This is a genomic window from Hoyosella rhizosphaerae (assembly GCF_014643175.1).
Taxonomy (GTDB): Bacteria; Actinomycetota; Actinomycetes; order Mycobacteriales; family Mycobacteriaceae; genus Lolliginicoccus; species Lolliginicoccus rhizosphaerae.
Window position 1 is genome coordinate 1 of the sequence record NZ_BMJH01000004.1, and the last position, 17,643, is coordinate 17,643.

The 17,643-nt window shown below is 58.1% G+C and carries 18 protein-coding genes and 1 pseudogene; 3 read left to right on the plus strand and 16 right to left on the minus strand.

The annotated features are described in order from the left end of the window. The 4 genes from IEW73_RS14820 to IEW73_RS14835 form a co-directional block, all read right to left on the minus strand. On the minus strand, window positions 1-819 hold an 819-nt coding region (locus tag IEW73_RS14820), incomplete at its 3' end, for an arabinosyltransferase domain-containing protein (RefSeq protein ID WP_188677048.1). Between the two features lie 54 nt (window positions 820-873). After that, a complete protein-coding gene (locus IEW73_RS14825) occupies window positions 874-1,080 on the minus strand; it encodes an Rv3202a family protein (protein ID WP_188677051.1) in 207 nt (68 codons plus the stop codon). 286 nt (window positions 1,081-1,366) lie between these two features. Next, the gene (locus IEW73_RS14830; RefSeq protein ID WP_188677054.1) at window positions 1,367-2,731 is read right to left on the minus strand and encodes a TMEM143 family protein; all 1,365 of its coding nucleotides are present in this window, start codon (window positions 2,729-2,731) and stop codon (window positions 1,367-1,369) included. Window positions 2,732-2,824: 93 nt separating this feature from the next. Then, window positions 2,825-3,919, minus strand: coding sequence for an oxygenase MpaB family protein (locus IEW73_RS14835; RefSeq protein ID WP_188677057.1), 1,095 nt, complete (start codon window positions 3,917-3,919; stop codon window positions 2,825-2,827). 76 nt (window positions 3,920-3,995) lie between these two features. On the opposite strand from IEW73_RS14835, the gene IEW73_RS14840 reads away from it, so the two are divergent. Together IEW73_RS14840 and IEW73_RS16600 are read left to right on the plus strand one after the other, a co-directional pair. Then, window positions 3,996-4,631, plus strand: coding sequence for a TetR/AcrR family transcriptional regulator (locus IEW73_RS14840; protein ID WP_229676047.1), 636 nt, complete (start codon window positions 3,996-3,998; stop codon window positions 4,629-4,631). Window positions 4,632-4,981: 350 nt separating this feature from the next. Next, window positions 4,982-5,638, plus strand: a pseudogene (locus IEW73_RS16600) (VanW family protein); the annotation flags it as partial. A gap of 76 nt (window positions 5,639-5,714) precedes the next feature. Here IEW73_RS16600 and IEW73_RS14850 read toward each other — a convergent pair. From IEW73_RS14850 to dprE1, 7 genes are all read right to left on the minus strand, one after another. After that, window positions 5,715-6,014: a Rieske (2Fe-2S) protein gene (locus IEW73_RS14850; protein WP_188677064.1), complete on the minus strand. Its 300-nt coding sequence runs from the start codon at window positions 6,012-6,014 to the stop codon at window positions 5,715-5,717. After that, window positions 6,011-8,494 carry a nitrite reductase large subunit NirB gene (gene nirB, locus IEW73_RS14855; protein ID WP_188677068.1) on the minus strand — a complete coding sequence of 828 codons (2,484 nt, stop codon included), beginning with the start codon at window positions 8,492-8,494 and terminating at the stop codon, window positions 6,011-6,013. Before nirB ends, IEW73_RS14850 begins: the two co-directional genes overlap by 4 nt. Further along, window positions 8,491-8,838 (minus strand): molybdopterin oxidoreductase, encoded by a 348-nt coding sequence (locus IEW73_RS14860; RefSeq protein ID WP_188677070.1) that lies wholly within the window; start codon window positions 8,836-8,838, stop codon window positions 8,491-8,493. Before IEW73_RS14860 ends, nirB begins: the two co-directional genes overlap by 4 nt. A gap of 100 nt (window positions 8,839-8,938) precedes the next feature. Next, complete coding sequence (locus tag IEW73_RS14865) at window positions 8,939-9,460, minus strand: TetR/AcrR family transcriptional regulator (protein ID WP_188677073.1); 522 nt, start codon at window positions 9,458-9,460, stop codon at window positions 8,939-8,941. Next, a complete protein-coding gene (locus IEW73_RS14870) occupies window positions 9,457-9,960 on the minus strand; it encodes an SRPBCC domain-containing protein (protein WP_188677076.1) in 504 nt (167 codons plus the stop codon). Before IEW73_RS14870 ends, IEW73_RS14865 begins: the two co-directional genes overlap by 4 nt. A gap of 73 nt (window positions 9,961-10,033) precedes the next feature. Next, window positions 10,034-10,789, minus strand: a complete 756-nt coding sequence (gene dprE2 / locus IEW73_RS14875) for a decaprenylphospho-beta-D-erythro-pentofuranosid-2-ulose 2-reductase (protein ID WP_188677079.1) — start codon at window positions 10,787-10,789, stop codon at window positions 10,034-10,036. After that, window positions 10,786-12,219, minus strand: coding sequence for a decaprenylphosphoryl-beta-D-ribose oxidase (gene dprE1, locus IEW73_RS14880; protein ID WP_188677082.1), 1,434 nt, complete (start codon window positions 12,217-12,219; stop codon window positions 10,786-10,788). Before dprE1 ends, dprE2 begins: the two co-directional genes overlap by 4 nt. A gap of 96 nt (window positions 12,220-12,315) precedes the next feature. On the opposite strand from dprE1, the gene IEW73_RS14885 reads away from it, so the two are divergent. Next, window positions 12,316-12,786 carry a GtrA family protein gene (locus tag IEW73_RS14885; protein WP_279345112.1) on the plus strand — a complete coding sequence of 157 codons (471 nt, stop codon included), beginning with the start codon at window positions 12,316-12,318 and terminating at the stop codon, window positions 12,784-12,786. Window positions 12,787-12,894: 108 nt separating this feature from the next. On the opposite strand, the gene IEW73_RS14890 is transcribed toward IEW73_RS14885, so the two are convergent. From IEW73_RS14890 to IEW73_RS14910, 5 genes are all read right to left on the minus strand, one after another. Then, the gene (locus IEW73_RS14890; protein WP_188677086.1) at window positions 12,895-13,794 is read right to left on the minus strand and encodes a hypothetical protein; all 900 of its coding nucleotides are present in this window, start codon (window positions 13,792-13,794) and stop codon (window positions 12,895-12,897) included. Window positions 13,795-14,006: 212 nt separating this feature from the next. Then, a complete protein-coding gene (rfbC, locus tag IEW73_RS14895) occupies window positions 14,007-14,594 on the minus strand; it encodes a dTDP-4-dehydrorhamnose 3,5-epimerase (RefSeq protein ID WP_188677089.1) in 588 nt (195 codons plus the stop codon). After that, the gene (rfbA, locus tag IEW73_RS14900) at window positions 14,581-15,465 is read right to left on the minus strand and encodes a glucose-1-phosphate thymidylyltransferase RfbA (RefSeq protein WP_188677092.1); all 885 of its coding nucleotides are present in this window, start codon (window positions 15,463-15,465) and stop codon (window positions 14,581-14,583) included. The genes rfbC and rfbA overlap by 14 nt, the downstream gene beginning before the upstream one ends. A 44-nt stretch (window positions 15,466-15,509) precedes the next feature. Then, window positions 15,510-16,706 carry an ABC transporter permease gene (locus IEW73_RS14905; RefSeq protein ID WP_188677095.1) on the minus strand — a complete coding sequence of 399 codons (1,197 nt, stop codon included), beginning with the start codon at window positions 16,704-16,706 and terminating at the stop codon, window positions 15,510-15,512. Further along, a complete protein-coding gene (locus IEW73_RS14910) occupies window positions 16,703-17,629 on the minus strand; it encodes an ABC transporter ATP-binding protein (protein ID WP_229676048.1) in 927 nt (308 codons plus the stop codon). The genes IEW73_RS14905 and IEW73_RS14910 overlap by 4 nt, the downstream gene beginning before the upstream one ends. Between the last annotated feature and the right edge of the window lie 14 nt (window positions 17,630-17,643).

Genomic DNA, 17,643 nt, shown 5'->3' on the forward strand with positions numbered 1-17,643 from the left:
CATGTATCCGGCGTCGTTGGCGACGCGGGCCATGGTGAGGATGTAGCCGTCGTCGGCGGTGTTGGCGCCGATGAGGTACCAGGATAAAAGGACAACACCGACTGTTATATCCAGGGGGCGGAGTTTCCACCAGTTGGCGGGGAGGAAGCGGCGGTGGCGTCGGCCGTCGGTGAGGTCGAGTTTGTGGAGGGCGATCAGCGCGGTGATGGTGGTGAGGACGCCGAGGGTGAGGGCGAGGATTTTGAGTGTGGTGGGGTGGGTGGAGAAGCGGGAGTCGATGTCGATGGTGAGGTTGAGGTTGGTGGGTGCGGTGCCGGTGAGGTCGGTAAACACCCCCACAACGGTGGGCATCTGATTGCCCGGGATAACCACGTCAACATCAGTATCCCCACCGACGCTGGTGATTACAGTGTCGTTCTTTGTGACAACAACTCGCAGCTCGCCGGTGTCCCCGACGGTGTCGAGTGCACCAGACCACAGCACCGAGTTTCGAAGCACAACCTCAGCGTCCGAATCCGTGGTGCGAACAGATAGCCCAAATCGCTGGGAGTCCGGCGAACCTGGCGGAATCGTGGACGCGATGACACCCGGAGGCGCTTCAGTAATCGTCGACCACGGCACCGTCAGATCAAGATGTTGGGGGTGATACGAGATCAGCGGTGCTTCAATATTGGTGATCTCATCATTCTGAGGCCACGTAATGCTGGATTTGGTCTGCTCGACGGGTAGCAGCGGTGCTGCCACCGCGAGGAGGAACCCGAGCAAACCTGTGACGATCGCAAAAAGCCTCGTCGTCCCTACATCACGTTGTTCAACCACAAATGTCGATGGTATTCGCCCTGACCAACAATGTTGCGAGTGGCTCGCGGAACGCTACTCCCGTGGGTAGTCGTCGTTGTCGGGAACTTCAACCATTTGTTCAGCAACATCGGCGAAATTCGCGTCGAAAAGGTCTTCCGTCCGCAATGGTTGAGGCGATGTGGATTGTTCGTCGTCCGAAGTGAGCGGAGCTTCCTGTTCGAGCCGGTCAGCCTCTGGAACATTTGCAGGATCAGGCAATGTGGGTTTGCGTGCAGTCATCGTGCTCCTCCTTACATCGCTGCTCGGGGCGAGCCCAGGTGGGCCCGATGGGAGCCTTACCAACCACCCTATTCTAGTCCCGCACTGCTCGCGAGGGTCCTACTGAGACACTGCGGCTTCAGCGCGCTCAAACATTGACCGCTGAGCTCAGGTGGCCCACAAGGCTGCAGGGTTGCTGCCAGTGCCAAAGACTTCTGCTGCTGGGCGATCCGACTTGTCGTTTCCTCCGGGAGGTCTGCGGCCGTCACGTCCCGGAAAGTTGGCGGGTTCACAAATACATCAATGTTCAGCCCGGCGACGCCTGCTGGATCGTCGACGACCTTGGGGAGGACAGCTCGGCAGAATCGACTTGTTCATACTGAAACAATTCGTCCCACATCGCGCTCATCCTGCGTTTGCCTTCGCTGAGTTCCACTGCTGTGAACTGACCTTCATTTGATTCTTCGATCAGATCAAATTCCCGCAGTTTGCGGATGCCGTCCTCAACATCGAAGTCGAAACGGGAATCGAACGCGTCAGTGAACCAGGACTCAATTCGTTCATCGAGTTCTTCTGCGGTCAAGGGACGGTCGGACGCGCGCAGGAAATGGTAGGCGAGGACAGCTTCTTTCACCTCTGCTTCTTCTGCGGCATCGAGGAGGTGGAAGAACACACCCGTGTCGTTGTCGAGGTTGCGGAAGTACAAGTTCTCGGACAGCGCCTTCATAAACTGGATTTTTCGGTTCTTAAACGAATTGAATTGCTTGAAGGCGAAACCGCCTACTGCTGCCAGGCCAGCGCCGATAGTGACTAACGCAGCTTGGTTCAGTTCGACTTCCTCATCGCGAACTCCAAGCCAGAATGCGATCAACAACAGCAAGAGGCCTAATGAGGCAATGAGCCTAGTGACAATGATGACGATCCCTGAGACAATGGCGGGGACGCCGATAAGCAGTTTATCGATCGTTCGCATACCGACTCGAACATTGGGGAACAGCATTTCCACATCGTGTCGTGGAACATTTTCGAACAGCTTCACGATGGTAGCGCCCGGTGTGCAGGGCAAATCATCTACATCGCGGTCAGCAAAGTGGCTTTCGTCCTTGAATCGCACGTAAATCAATACTTTGCCATAACTCAGGAACTTGATCTCTTTCGACCGGAGACCGAACAATTGTTTCTCAGTGCGCTGGCGGTGTAATTGTCCGCGACTGAACAACATGACACTGTCGATATCGTCCATGTCGACATCAAGCTTGACCTTGATGAGTCCTTTTTCGTCGAACGCACGCTGAAGTTCGGCGTCGTCGATGCGGGTGAAATTTGCTTGCTCGGCTAATTCGATGAGGTCGCGCTCAAGTTGCTTTTGTGCTGCTTCGCGATCGGCCGCGTCAAAATTGATCACCTGACGCATATCAAGCGAAGGGTTGAGCACGTGATATGCACTTTTCACCGACTCGATTCGGGAACGAAAACGGTGGTGCAACAGGCTCGACAAAATCTCGGCGAATTCTCGGAACGCTGCGCGTTCTTCTTCAGGCAGGCGCTGAGCGCAGAGGCTGATGATCGCGCGTTTGCGGAATGGGATGAAGTTTTCATCCTCGGCGACCTTGCGGTGTGACGCGGCCGCTCCTGAATGTGCTTTGAGGTGAGATGGTCCTGGAGTGCTCACGGTTTCGCCTTCCGAACGACGTTCTCCCCACCACCCTAGGCGCAAAGTAGGTTGCGCTTTTTGTAGGGGGCGGGGAGATGTCTGAGCGTTCGCCTAGGCGGAGTGCAGAGGGGCGATCGAACCGATGTGTTGTTCCGACTCGATGAGGCCCTCATCGCTTGGCGTGAGGCCTTTCCCAAACACTCTGTCGTACTGCTTGGCGCGCATATCCTTGTGCGCATCGTTGGGGGCGTCGAAACCGTATTTTTCCTGGGCCTCGCGGGGTGTCATGGTGATGGGGTTAAGCGGAGGGATGCCAAGAAATGCGGGTGCCGCAACCTGGACCGCTTGTGGGGCGATTAGTTCCATAAGCCAGAACTTCAGTGGGTTGGTGCGGGCTACAACTGCGTGGAAGGGCTTGAGTACTTTCACGGCAAGCTGATCAGTGAGCGGGCTTTGTTTGACGTTCAACAATTCGCGCATGTACTGCGGGTAGGTGGCGATGACTCCGGCGGAGAGCAGCTCCAACGCAGGGGCAAATGCTAGCTTCTGCCATTTCGGCATGTCTGGTGGAAGTGCAACGTCGAGGCGCAAGATGAAGTCGACCATGTCTTGTGCGGCTTCGGACGATGCGAGGTGTGGGCGCCAGTCTTCGAAATAGGCGATGACCTCCTCGCGGGTGCGCGGCACGGTGTTCGGGTCTATTGTCTGGAGTTCCGCAGCGCGGGCGCATTCCTTCCAGAACTGAGCTTCCTCTTCGGCGGAGAGTCGGCCCGGACCAAACTTTTCGTAGCAGTAGAGGATCGAATGCCATGCCGTCATGTGAATCCACAGTTGCGACGACGGCTTGTTGGCGTCGTATGTGCTGTTGGTGACGGGATCAGTGCCAATGGCTTTGGTGTGCACTTTGACGAGGACGTCGGCGGCGCGGGCCGTTGGTTCGGTGGCGCCAAAGGCGACCATGCCGAAGTAGCGGAGGGTGCGGCCGTACCGGGTGTGTGGGCGGTACTTCACGCCACCTGATTGGACAACGGCGGCGGTGAGGTTCGGGTCGAGGTGCTCGATGGTCACTGCTCGCGCGAACCCCAGGATGTAGGAAGTGGGGTAGGACCATACTTTCCAGGTCACTGAGTCGGGCCCGAAAAATCCGTAGTCGGCAGCGGGCTCGTACTTTTCAATGAGTTGTTTGGTCGTGTGGAGTGACGGCATTGTTATTCGAACCTTCCAATTACTACAGCACTGTAGGTTGGTAGGAAACTACAGTGCTGTAGTAATATCGTCAAGCGTGCCACACGAGTCGCGCGTCTCACCAAGGCGCAAATACGCGCCCCGCATGCCCCTCGAGCAACGCAAAGAACAACTGCTCGACGCAGCACTGCGCGTACTCGTTCGTGACGGCTATGGAAATGCCTCAATCGACGCAATTGCGCGGGAAGCCAATGTCACCCGACCGGTGGTTTACAGCGCATACGACGGACTCGAACCCCTATTGCACGCACTCCTTGACCGCACCCAGCAACGCGCATTCGACCAAGCCATGCGGATCCTCAGCGGACTAGGGGCTCCCGTGAATATCGACAAATGGGTCCTAGATGGTGCCAGCGCATTAATCGATCAAGTCCAATCTGATCCTGATGTGTGGCGTCCAATTCTTGGCCTCACCAAAGGGGCACCGGTGATGGTTACAGAGAGAATCGAAACCACACGCGAAGAACTGCGGTCGTACCTCGCATCAGGGCTCCAGGCAGGACTCGAGCTGCGTGGAGGCCCGGCAATCGACGCCGAAGTTTTGTCCCACCTGCTGCTAGCAACCGCCGAAGAATTTGGTCGGCTCTCGCTCGAAACCCCGCCCCGATTCAGCAAGCAACGGCTAGTCGACACCCTCTCTACACTGCTCGCCGCCGTCCCGCCGGGGCCGTGAAAGCCTCAGATTTTGTACTGCGTGATGCACCTCACGACCGCGGTCACTATATTAAATCGATATACGAAACGACCGAAGGAGTGGCTTTGCGGCTTTTGGGGAAAATCTCAGTAGCAGGAATCGGCGTCGCCATTGCGCTTGCCGGGGCTGCACCGGCCGCGGCCAACCCAATCGATGATCTGTGGAACTCACTGAACCTACCGGGACCCCCACCGGTGTTCGAGATTCCAGACATTCCACTGCCGGAAAGCGACTCGCTGGACTTCATTCTGCCACCGCCGCCCCCAGCACCACCTGCGCCGACTCCGGGTCCCCAGCAGCAGCCCCCAGCGGAGCGTCCTGGCCCTAATCAAGTCATTGGTGAATTCACCACCAGCGGGTTCGCTGCGGATTCGGGCCACAACATTCGGCGCGTTGCACAGCAAGTCAACGGCGCTGTTGTACGCCCAGGGGCAACTTTCTCACTCAACGGTTACACCGGGCCACGTGGAACCGCGCAAGGCTACATTGAAGCCGGTGTCATCAGTGACGGGCGCCCGGGCAAAGCAGTGGGCGGCGGCATCAGCCAATTCGCCACAACGCTATACAACGCCGCCTACTTCGCAGGAATGCAGGATGTGGAAAGCCACCCTCACAGCTACTACATCTCGCGCTATCCAGCCGGTCGGGAAGCCACCGTATGGCAGGGTGTGCTCGACCTGAAATTCCGCAACAATTCCCCAGGTGACGTCCGCATCGAGGCGTTTGCGGACAACCACTCAGTCACCATCCGCATTTGGGGAACCAAAACCGTCAATGTTGAATCCGTCAACGGCGGCCGGTGGAACTACACCCAGCCACGCACCATCAACTTGACCGCAGGCCCCAACTGCATCCCGTCGTCCGGAGCCCCAGGCTTTACGACAAATGACACCCGCATTATTCGCAACGCTCGCACCGGAGCGGAAATATCTCGGCAAACCCGCACGGTTGTCTACGACCCGATTCCTATTGTGAACTGCCGCTAGCGCCCACAACTGATCGTGAGAAACTGCTCCAATCCAGGTTCACTGGTTTGGAGCAGTTTCTCTAGGTCGACTGTGGTTAGGCGTCGACGCAGATGGCGTCGCCACGCACCTCAGCCTGATACACACGAATCGCCTCGATCTCCGGTGACGTGCATTCCCCGGTATCAAGCCGGAATCCGTACTGATGCAGCGGGCAAACCACAACTGCCTCGTCGACTTGACCGTCCGCGAGCGGGCCACCTCGATGCGGGCAAACAGCATCGGTGGCACGAACAGAACCATCCTGTAGCAAGAACACCGCAATTTGGCGACCATTGACGACGTAGGTGCGCCCTTCCCCCGGCGTCAGGTCAGATACTTGCCCAACAATCATCATCGGACCGGCACCTCCGGAAGTGGCAGCAGCGGCAACGCGGACTTGAACTGGGCGGGAGACTTGGCGGCATCCCGTTCTAGCCACGGATCTCGGTAACCCTCTACGGACTTTTGCAGCCGACCATCGAGTTCATCAGCGAGTCCTTCGGCATCCTCAATAAGCACAGCTTGCAGCGTCTCAAGCCCCACGCGCGGGACAAAGTCGTAAGTGCGTTCAAGCCACTTCGCGTTTTCCCGGTAGTACTGCACAAAACGTCCCGCGAGTTGCAGCACCTCCTCAGGCGAGTTCACCGTCGCGAACAGGTCACCCTTCCGGATATGGGCACCAGCCGCACCGCCGATGTAAATCTCCCAACGGCCATCACCCACTGCGACCACACCGAAGTCCTTGCATAATGCTTCGGAACAGTTCCGTGGGCAGCCAGCAACAGCCATTTTCAGCTTCGCGGGAGTTTCGAGGCCCTGCAGGCGTTCTTCGAGCTGAATGCCCAACTGTGTTGAATCGCCAAGACCGAAGCGGCAAAAATCGCTACCCACACACGTCTTCACCGTGCGCATAGACTTGCCGTACGCGAAACCGGATGGCATTCCCAGATCGCCCCAAACCTTGGGCAGATCTTCCTTTTTGATGCCCAGCAAGTCAATGCGCTGACCGCCCGTCACCTTCACCATCGGCACGTTGTACTTGTCCGCTACGTCGGCGATCTTGCGCAACTGATCAGGGGTAGTCACGCCGCCCTTCATTTGCGGAACAACAGAAAAGGTGCCGTCGCGCTGAATGTTGGCATGAACTCGATCGTTAATAAACAGGGCGCCGCGCTCGTCGACCCAGTCTGGTCCCCAGATAGTGCGCAACAGCGAAGCGAGTGGCATTTTGGCCGTGGCTTCAGCCTTCCCGTCGATAGCCAGTTCAGCGAAGACCTGCGAAACGGCACGTAGGTTGCGCTCGCGGATCTGACCGATCAATTCAGGCTTGGTCAACGGAATGCACGGCACATACCAGTCCGCGGCAGGGTCCCGCTCCAATTGGCCACCAGCAGCGCACGCCACAATATCGCCCACCAGAGCCTTACACGATCCGCAGCCTTTCCCCGCGCGAGTCTTCGCCATGACATCGGTCAACGACTTTGCACCCTGGCTGACACATTCGACGATCGCGCCTTTGGTGACGCCATTGCAGTTACACACCTGAGCGCCATCGGGAAGATCTGCAGCTCCCTGGCCAGACGTTGGCGCACCAAGGTCAAACAAAAGCTGAATGCGTTCCTCAGGCAGCGGTACCTTCTCGTCGAATGCCTGAGTGAGCAGCCCAACCTTGCTGACATCGCCGAGCAGCATTGCGCCGATCAGTTTGCCGTCGCGCACAACCACGCTTTTGTAGATGCCCGTGCTCGGTTCATAAAATTGAACGAACTCGTCGTCCTCCCGCTCCGGGCCTTTCACACCCATCGCCGCGACATCAATACCAGCGACTTTGAGTTTTGTAGTGATACGAGACCCGGTGTACGAGGCGTGCGGATCACTGCCGGTGAGGTGCGCGGCTAGGACAACAGCCTGCTCCCACACCGGTGCCACGAGGCCATACACTTCGCCGCGGTGCTGCACACATTCGCCCACCGCGTAGATCGCGCTCTCATCCTCGCACCGCAACTGATCATCAACCACGATGCCGCGTTCAATCACCAGGCCCCCGGCACGGGCAAGTTCGGTGTTCGGACGAATCCCAGCGGCAACCACCACAAAATCTGCGCTAAGAGTATTCCCATCAGCGAACTCAACACCGGAAATGGCGCCTTCGCTATCGCGCAGCACCGAAGTGGTGCGAGTAGATGTATGAATGGAGATGCCGAGCTTCTCGATCTCCTTGCGCAACACCCGCCCGCCGCGTTCATCAAGCTGCTGGTTCATCAAATGGCTGGGGGAGTGCACAACCGCGACGTCCACGCCCTGCGAGCGCAACCCATAAGCCGCTTCTAGGCCGAGCAAACCGCCACCGATCACCACCGCCCGCGCTGAATCACACGACTGCGCCATCTGCAGCATCCCGTTGGTGTCCTCGATATTCCGGAAACCAAAAACACCCTTCAGGAGATGCCCATCGGAGGCGCGAAGACCATCGATGTTGGGGAAAAAGCTCGTCGAACCCGTCGCGATAATCAACGAGTCATAACTAACCGACCGGCCGCTTTCGCATTCAACAGTCTTGGCGAACCGGTCAAGACGAGTCGCCCGATCCCCGGCGTAGAGCGTGACCCCGTTCTCGCGGTACCAGCTCATGGGGTTAAGCAGCAGATCGTCGTCGTCAATACTGGCCTCCCCGGCCAGGACGTGCGACAACATGATGCGGTTGTAATTTCCGTACGGCTCATCGCCGATCATGGTGATGTCGAAAATGTCGAGCCCGCCACGGTTGATGATCTCTTCCACCGCACGGGCGCCGGCCATGCCGTTGCCGATGACAAGAAGTTGCTTGCGCGTCATACCAGGACCAACCCGAAGTCGATAACAAGCTCACCAACGCACCCCACTGGTGCCGCAACTCGAAGTTCTAACCGTGAGTCCGGATCAACATCCTCGACCACGCGAAGGGGAATATTCACGCCCTGGTTGGCGCCAATGGCGAAGTGACGCATCACCGTGCCATCGCGATACAAACTGACCACCACAAGTGCGTCACCTGTGTGGCCGCCGCGAAAGTACAGTGGCTGCGCGATTGCCCCCGCCGGAACCGTGAAGCCCAATGCCTCATCGACCAGATATGGCGCGGTGAGTCCTTTACCCTCGAACGGGAAAACGCCCTGCAGGAATCGTGGGGTACTCGACATGTAACTGAGCATCGCTTGGGGCAATGTCCTTGTTGCTACCCCCGCGTTACGGGACCGTCAGTACTTGCTCACGTACGCCGAAGGCCGTGTGTGCGGCTAGTCAGTGGCGACTGAAAAGTTGTGCGCCGGTGTCCCACGTCTTGTCGAGGTCCGACCCTGGTGGATACCGGCCATCAATCTCAAGGATTGCCATACCGTGCGCAAATGACCACAATGCCTGGGCCTTATGTTCGTTGCCGGTAGCGAGGAAAAACGGTGCACCTGCCCACTCCTCAAGCCCTTCCGGTAGATCGGCTCGTGGCAGTGTTCCCTGGGTGGCAAGGCGATATAGGTGAGGACGCTCGCGGGCAAGCATGCGGTATTCCCGCAGCAGGCTTAAGGCTGGCGCATCGTTCTCCAGAGCGCGATGTAGGCGCGTTCCTGTTTCGGTCAATGCGTCCACCAGCAACGCAGTCTTTAGTGCATCCCGGTTGGCGAAATGTTTGTACAGCGACGGAGCCTTGATGCCGAGTTCGGTCGCGAGATCACGCATGGAGACGTGGTCCCAGCCATGCTCATTAAGCATCTGGTGGGCGCAATCGACGATCTCGCGGGCACGCGGGGACAGTTCGGTAGGGGTCATTCGGCGCGTTCCTTCAACGCTCGATTCATCGCATCAAATCCGTCGCCAACGTCGAGGGCGCCGCTAGCGAAAGGCACAAGGGCACCGCGAAAGTGCTCGCCATGAGTCAAACGAACTTCGCCATTTCCGAGGTCTTCGATGAGAAAGTAGTGCTCGCCGTCGACGACGCCAGGAACGATGAACCGGCCCAGCCAGCGAAGCTCACGTTCAGGTTCCGCAACGAGAATAGTTGGGCTGAACTGCATAGTTGAACCGTTGTGGTCGATTGTGTTGGTAATGACGCTGCCGACCTCCGCTGCGCCCGTGGACTCGACGATAAACGGATTCCACTCGTGATACGAGTCAAAGTCGGTGAGTATGTCCCACACTTCGCCTGGTTCGGCGGCGATGGTGATGGTTCGTTCGACACCTGGTTTGGTGACGATTGTCCATAGGTAGCTTCCAGCGAAAGTGATAGCGACCAGGACGAACAGAATTCCGATGATCTTGACAAATTTCACGACTGCCCCCAAGTGGCTAACGGTGTTAGCCTCAGTTTAGGGTAACACCGTTAGCCATGCAAGAGGCTTCGGATCAGATTGGCAGTTTACGGAAAATCGGTCGCGGAACATGCCGCAGCGCCGACATCACAAACCGCAGCTGCGCGGGCGCCCACACAAGGTCCTTGCCCTTACGTGATGCCTTCACAGCGATACGTGCCACTTCCTCGGCCGTGATCGTCATCGGAGCATCATCCAAACCATCAGTCATCTTGGTCCGAACCATGCCCGGGCGCACAACAGTCACACTGACCCCAGCAGGCTTAAGCGCCTCGCCGAGCCCCATGTAGAAACCATCAAATCCAGCCTTGCTCGAACCGTAAACAAAGTTCGACCGGCGCACACGTTCACCCGCGACCGACGACAACGCAATAATCCGGCCGAAACCCTGCGCCTTCATCTTCTCGCCCACAATGACACCCGCCGACACCGCAGCCGTGTAATTCACCGTCGCCAGCTCAACTGCTTTGATCTGGTCCTGCCACATTTCCTCGGGGTCGCCAAGCAAACCAAACGCGATGACAGCCACATCAATATCGCCACCCGCGAACGCCTCATCTAGGGCCTTCTCGTGTCCGGCGGTATTGACCGCATCAAAATCGACGACAGAGACGGTGGCACCGTTCTGACGAAGCCGCGCCGCAGCCGCATCACGACGAACTGATGGGCGAGCAGCAACAACTACCCGCAGCGGACCCGCAGCGAGATACTCGTCAGCAATCGCTAGCGCGATATCAGACGAACCGCCGAGCAGAAGAAGAGATTTCGGATTACCAACAGCATCAATCACAACAGTTCCAGCCTTCTAGCGAGATCGGAAACAAAAACCCCATTGGGGTCAACGGAACGACGGACCTTTATCCATTCGTTGATTCGTGGGTACATCGCATGGAAAGTCTCGGCCGTCGTCCGCGAATCCTTAGCGAGATACAAACGCCCACCCATATCCAACACACGCCGATCCAGATCAGTCACAAGTTCATGCAAACCAGGCTTGATCGGGAAGTCCACACAAATGTTCCACCCCGGCATCGGGAACGACAACGGAGCGTCATTGCCATGCCCGAAACGCTTAAACACATTGAGGAACGAATAGTGACCACTGTGGGCAATGTCGTGAATGATCGAACGGAACTCATCAACAGCACTGATCGGCACAATGAACTGATACTGCAAGAAACCAGTAGTGCCATACGCTCGGTTCCACTCACCAAACAGGTCAAGGGGGTGGTAGAACTGCGTCAGATTCTGCACCTTATTGCGGTAAGTGCCCGACTTCTGATACCAAACCTCGCCCAACATCCCGAAAGTGAGCTTGTTTCCCATTCCATTAGGGAAAACGTCCGGCAAAGTCATCAACGTCGGAGCATCAAACTTCAACGGATCCTTCTGCAACTTTTTCGGCAACTGATCAAGCTTTGCGAGCGAACCCCGCGAAATCGCCGCACGACCAAGCCTTGGGCCCTTCGAAATTGCGTCAAACCACCCGGACGAATAGTCGTACTGATCCTCGCTACCGTCACTGTGCAGAGCGATCGTCTCGTCAAGGTTGCGCGTGCGGTCCCCATCCGCAATGAAGTACGCCGTTTCAGTCGGCGTCATCTTGATCACGGCTCGCAGAATGATTCCGGTTAACCCCTGGCCGCCAACTGTGGCCCAAAACAGCTCAGAGTTCTTGCCGTGGGGAGTAAGCGTGCGAACCTGACCGTCCGCCGTAAGAAGGTCCATCGACACCACATGGTTGCCGAAACTGCCCGCACTATGGTGATTTTTCCCATGAATGTCAGAACCAATCGCCCCACCAACAGTGACCTGCCGAGTACCCGGCAACACCGGCACCCACAGGCCAAATGGCAAAGCAGCCTTCATCAGCTGATCAAGATTCACACCGGCATCAACATCAACGAGTTGAGTATCCGAATCAATCGAATGAATCTGGCTCAGCGGGGTCATATCGATAACGAGGCCGCCGCCGTTTTGGGCCGGATCGCCGTACGAGCGACCCAACCCGCGCGCGATGATGCCGCGCTTCAAATAGCTCGGTGAACCCTCGGCCTTTTCGTTCGCCAACCGAACAGCATGGGCGATGAGCTCGACATCAGGTGTCGACAAAACCTGAGCAGTAGTGGGCGACGTACGTGCCCAACCTGTCAGCGTGCGCGTCTGCGTGGGCAACTCCGGCATGAAACCCGGGCCCTCTGAATTCGTGGTCGTGGACATCGAATTAGAGGTTACTCGCACCGCAGCTGTTCGGGTACGGCACCGCCGATTCTGCGTGTTGCGTGCGACTCTCGGTTTGCGCGTTACGCTCAACCGGTGACGAACGAACCTGAACACCACCACGAGGTCCCTCTGCCCGTCGAGTTCCCTCTCGACGAGTACACCAGCACTGTCGATGTGGACCTCAAAACCCAGGTTTTTCGATTCGGAGTAACGGGTGGGCTGTCCGCAATAGTCGACTTTGGTTCGTTGCTCGTCTTCCTGCATGTTTTCGGCATGCCGTTCGCGGTGGCCAAATCCATCAGCTTCATTCTCGGCACCACCACCGCCTACATGATCAACCGGCGCTGGACCTTTAAAGCCGCCCACTCCAATGCCAGGTTCGCCGCCGTCGTTGCCCTGTACGCCGCAACCTTCGCGGTCCAAGTTGGCATCTCGACAGGGCTGTACCACTACTTTCCGGAGGACGTATGGTGGCGCGTCCCCGTGGCATTCGTCATCGCTCAAGGCGTCGCCACAGTCATCAACTTCATCGTGCAACGCGTGGTTATCTTCAAAATCCACTGACCTGATGGTTTTTGGTTCGAAGGAGCCTGCATTTCGACCTCATAGCGTGCGAAATGCAGGCTCCTTCGACTGTGCAGGTTCCAGCGCGCCCCGCCCGGAAAGGCCCCGTCATCCGGCCCAACCACCAGTGAGCAGCGCCCGACGAACCAGGTCCGCCACGACGTGCGGTTGATTTCGAATCGCAAACGATGACACCTGCAGAACTCGCCTCCCGCCTGCTGCGATAGCGCTCTGCCGGTGCAGGTCAGCATCCCAGTGCAGCTGGTCGAGGTGCTGAGCGCCATGAACTTCGACACACGTGCCAAACTCGTCCCAATCGGCGTCGAGGTAGTAGGCACCGCCAGGTCGGGGCACCACAGCTTGTCTCGTCGGATGAGGTAGGCGGTACCGAATGCACAAGCGAGCGAAGTCTTGCTCAGGAAGTGATGCGACGCCAACATCGGCATCCGCGATTGCTTCGACAATATGCTTTCGATGTCGCAGCTTCCCGCGTTTTCCTACAGCATCGAGGAGCTCAACGGGGCGAATGAGCCGCTGTTGAACACTTGCCAAGATCACAGTTGCGGCTCCCCGTGCCGAGTTCATCCACGATGCTGCGTCGACCAGACTCCGAGGTAGGCGTGTGCGTGGTGGTTGTTTGTTTGGGTGCACGTCGTCTTGGCCTAAGCGGTGCGACCAATGCAGGTGTACGTTGGTGACTGCTGTCCTGCGGGCATGTGATGGCACCACGAGGTGGTGACGTTCTGTTTCGAACCCTCGCAATCCGTCGAGGTGCGCGGCGGTGAGGCCACCAAGCGCTGATCCTGGCGGCGCAGCAAGCACGGTGATCCACAAGTGTTGGTGCGGTGTGGGTTCGCCGTTGTGCGCGAGGTACACGCCGCGATGCGGTGATGACCACCTTCGCGCTCGTACATTGCGTCGAACCAGCTTGTATGAGGCGAGATTCGGTAGTTGGCGAGCCGCAACGACGCCGCTTTGCTCGGTGAGCAGGTCATGAAGGTCGCGCATAGCGTCGATTGTGGCGTGAAAACAACATCGACTGTTCGGGCTAGCGGCGGTGCTGTGGATAACTCCACGTTGTGGACGACTCTGGCTCAGCCCGGGAACTCACCGAAGGAGCCTGCATTTCGACCTCATAGCGTGCGAAATGCAGGCTCCTTCGCCGGTGCAGCCAGACCAGGCCATGCCAGGCCCGCACTATGCACCAGAACAAGCCCAACCTAAGCCTGGTACGTGGGCAGTATTCCCAAGCGTTGCGCCTCAGCGAGGCTGGGCGCGTCTTGGTCCTTCTGTGACAGCACCGGTGTGAGTGGGCGTCCGGTGTGCCCAATGTGTGGCCAGGTGATGCCGATGTCTGGGTCGAGTGGGTTGATGCCGTGTTCGGCATCGGGGTTGTAGCCACTGGAGCAGAGGTACACGACCGTTGCTTGCTCGCTGAGCGCGAAGAAGCCGTGTCCGAGCCCGACGTCGAGGAACACTGCGCGGCGGGACATGTCGTCGAGGTAGACGGAGTCCCATTGGCCGAATGTCGGCGATCCTGTGCGTATGTCCACGATGACGTCGAGGACTGCACCGCTGACGCAGGTGACGTATTTGGCTTGACCTGGGGGGACGTCGGCGAAGTGGATGCCGCGGAGGGTGCCTTCGGCTGAGATAGAACAGTTGGCTTGCGCTAGATCAAGCTTGTTGCCGGTGGCTTGTTCGAACTGGTCTTGTTTGAACCATTCGAGGAATGTTCCGCGTTTGTCGGTGAACAGGCGAGGTGTTATCTCCCACGCGCCGGGGATGGATAGTTCACGAAATTCCATTGCTTCCCTCTCTGGCGAGAAGTTCCAGAAGGTAGTGGCCGTAGCCGGATTTCAGGACTGTGTGTGCTTGGCGTTCGAGTTGTTCGTTGGTGATGTACCCGCAGCGCCAGGCGACTTCTTCTGGTGCGCTAATTTTAAGTCCTTGGCGATGTTCGATGGTGCGCACAAAGTTCGACGCTTCGAGGAGCGAGTCGAATGTCCCGGTGTCGAGCCATGCGGTTCCGCGGCCGAGCTTTTCGACTGTGAGCTTGCCGGCTTCAAGGTAGTGGCGGTTGACGTCAGTGATTTCGTATTCGCCGCGGGCTGATGGTTGTAAGTCTGCTGCGATGTTGACGACGTCGTTGTCGTAGAAGTAGAGACCGGGGACAACGTAGTTCGATTTTGGGTGCGCTGGTTTTTCTTCTAGCGAGATGGCGCGACTGTTGTGGTCGAATTCGATGACGCCGTAGTCGGTGGGGTTTGAGACCCAGTATCCGAATACGGATCCGCCTTCTACTGTCGCAAAGCGCTTAAGGCTGGTGCCTGTGCCGGGGCCGTAGAAGATGTTGTCACCGAGGATGAGGGCGACGGGGCCAGCGCCGATGTGGTCAGCGCCGAGGGTGAATGCCTGCGCTAGTCCGTTGGGTTCTGGTTGGACGGTATAGGTGATGTTGATGCCGAAGTGGGAGCCGTCGCCGAGGAGTGCCTCGAACTGATGCCGGTCGTGGGGTGTGGTGATGATGAGGATGTCGCGCACCCCGGCGAGCATGAGTGTGGACAGCGGGTAGTAGATCATGGGTTTGTCGTACACAGGCATCAGCTGCTTGCTTACTCCCAGGGTGATTGGGTGCAGCCGCGTGCCTGTGCCGCCAGCCAAGATGATCCCGCGCATAGGGCAATCGTGTCAGGTTCTCGCGGGAAGGCAAGGACCGGTGCCTACTTTGTGAAGGCTTCTTTCCATGAGACTCGTGCGCCGACTCGGAGTACTGAGTTGGTGTAGATGCGCGCTGCGACGATGGAAATTATGGCGCACGCAATGATCATGAGTGTTGCTGCTCCCACCATCTCGACGACTGTTGCTTCGCCGATTGCGATGCGGATGGGCATGGCAAAGGCTGAGAGTGGCGGTATCCATGCTGCGAGTGTCGCGAAGGTGCCTGTTGGGTTGCTGAATGTTGCGACGGATGCACCGATGCAGGCAAACATGAACATCATGATGGGCATTTGGACGGATTGCACTTCTTCCTGCCGCGACACAAGCGATCCCGCCGCGGCGTAAAGCAATGCGAAGAAGAGGTATCCGAGAATTGCCCAGAACACTAGGGAGAGGAAGGTGAGGGCTTCGCCCGCTGACACTTCCAGTAGTCCTGTTGCGCGCGCTGTTACGAGTGCGACCACGGCGTAGGTTACGACTTGGACGAGTCCTGCAGCGCCGATGCCGATGACTTTGCCCCACAGCAGTTGGAGCGGCTTGATTGTGGACAGCAGGATTTCGACTACTCGGCTCGACTTTTCTTCCACCACACCCATTGCTACGTACATTCCGGACCCGAAGACGAGTCCGAAGATGAGGTAGATGACCGCGATGGCGATGATTGTGCGTTGGCCGGTCTCGGGGTCTGCGGGGTTCGCCACGTCGACCTGGATTCCGGCGGCGGTGTCTTCGGCGAATGTCGCGGGATCTATGCCTTGGTCGTTCAGGGTTTGTTGAAGTGCGAGCGTGTTGGCGGCGGATTCGAACAGGATGGCGAGTTCGGTGGAGAGTTCGCTGTCGCTGTACACCTGGATGCTGGTGCCCTCGCGGCCAAGGACTGAGGCATCTACGGTTCCATCGTCGACGAGAGCGCGGGCTTCGGCGGGCCCGTTGACCTCGTGGAGATCGAGGATCATCCCGAGTGTGGTTGCTGTGGTGTTGAGAACGGATGTTTCGGCTGACGCTTCCGATGTAACGCCAACGGGGATGGGGTCAGGTTCGCCGTCGCCTCGGAACGCGGCAAACAGCAGCATGCCGCCAATGATCAGTGCCAAGGTGATGATGTTGCCGATGACGAAAGTTTTGGTTCGTACCTGGGCGCGGAACTCGCGGAGCGCGACGAGGGTGATGATCCTGCGGGTTGTTTGGGGCGCGCTCATGCGGAGACCACCTCTCGGTACATTTCCGTGAGCGAAGGCACGTGGGACGCAAAATGGGTGACTGGTCCGACCTGTAAGGCCTCGTGGAGGACTGCTTGGTCGTCGACACCAGGGTCGAGTTCGAGGATGATGTGTCGGCCGTTTTCTGCCCGGTGGCCAACGAGCTGAACTCCGGGGGTACTCGGTGCCCATGAGGCGTCTCCGCCGACGATCCCGATGGCGAGTTGGCGCTTGCCTTGTGACCGAAGCTCGTCAACAGTTCCGTTAGCGCGGATCTTTCCCGCCTTAATGATGCCGACGCGGTCGCACAGGCGTTGGACAAGATCTAGCTGGTGGCTGGAGAAAATGACCGGTACACCTGCATTTGCTTTGTCGCGCAGCACGTCAGTCATGACGTCGACCGCAACGGGGTCAAGGCCTGAGAATGGCTCGTCGAGCACAAGAACTTTGGGATCGTGGATGAGCGCGGCGGCAAGTTGCACGCGCTGCTGATTACCGAGGCTGAGGGCTTGTAGTTCCTTGCCGAGCTTGTCTTCGATTTCGAGGCGTTCAGCCCAACGATGGACTGCGGTTTGCGCATCGGCGGGGTTCAAGCCGTGCAGTTGTGCAAGGTAGGCGAGCTGGTCGCCGACTTTCATCTTGGGGTAGAGGCCGCGTTCTTCGGGCATGTACCCGATGGTCTGTCGGGTGGCGAAGTCCACAGGTTTGTCGTCGATTCGGACTTCTCCACCATCGCTGGATAGGACGCCAAGGATGATGCGCATGGTGGTCGTCTTGCCGGCACCATTGCTGCCGACGAATCCGAATAGTTCGCCCGGTGCGACGCTGAAGCTGACACCGTCAAGTGCGACGAGGTCGCCGTAGCGTTTGGTGATGTGGTCGACTGTTAACACCGTGGATCTCCCATCGTGGGTTTTGCTCACGCGTTAACCTACCG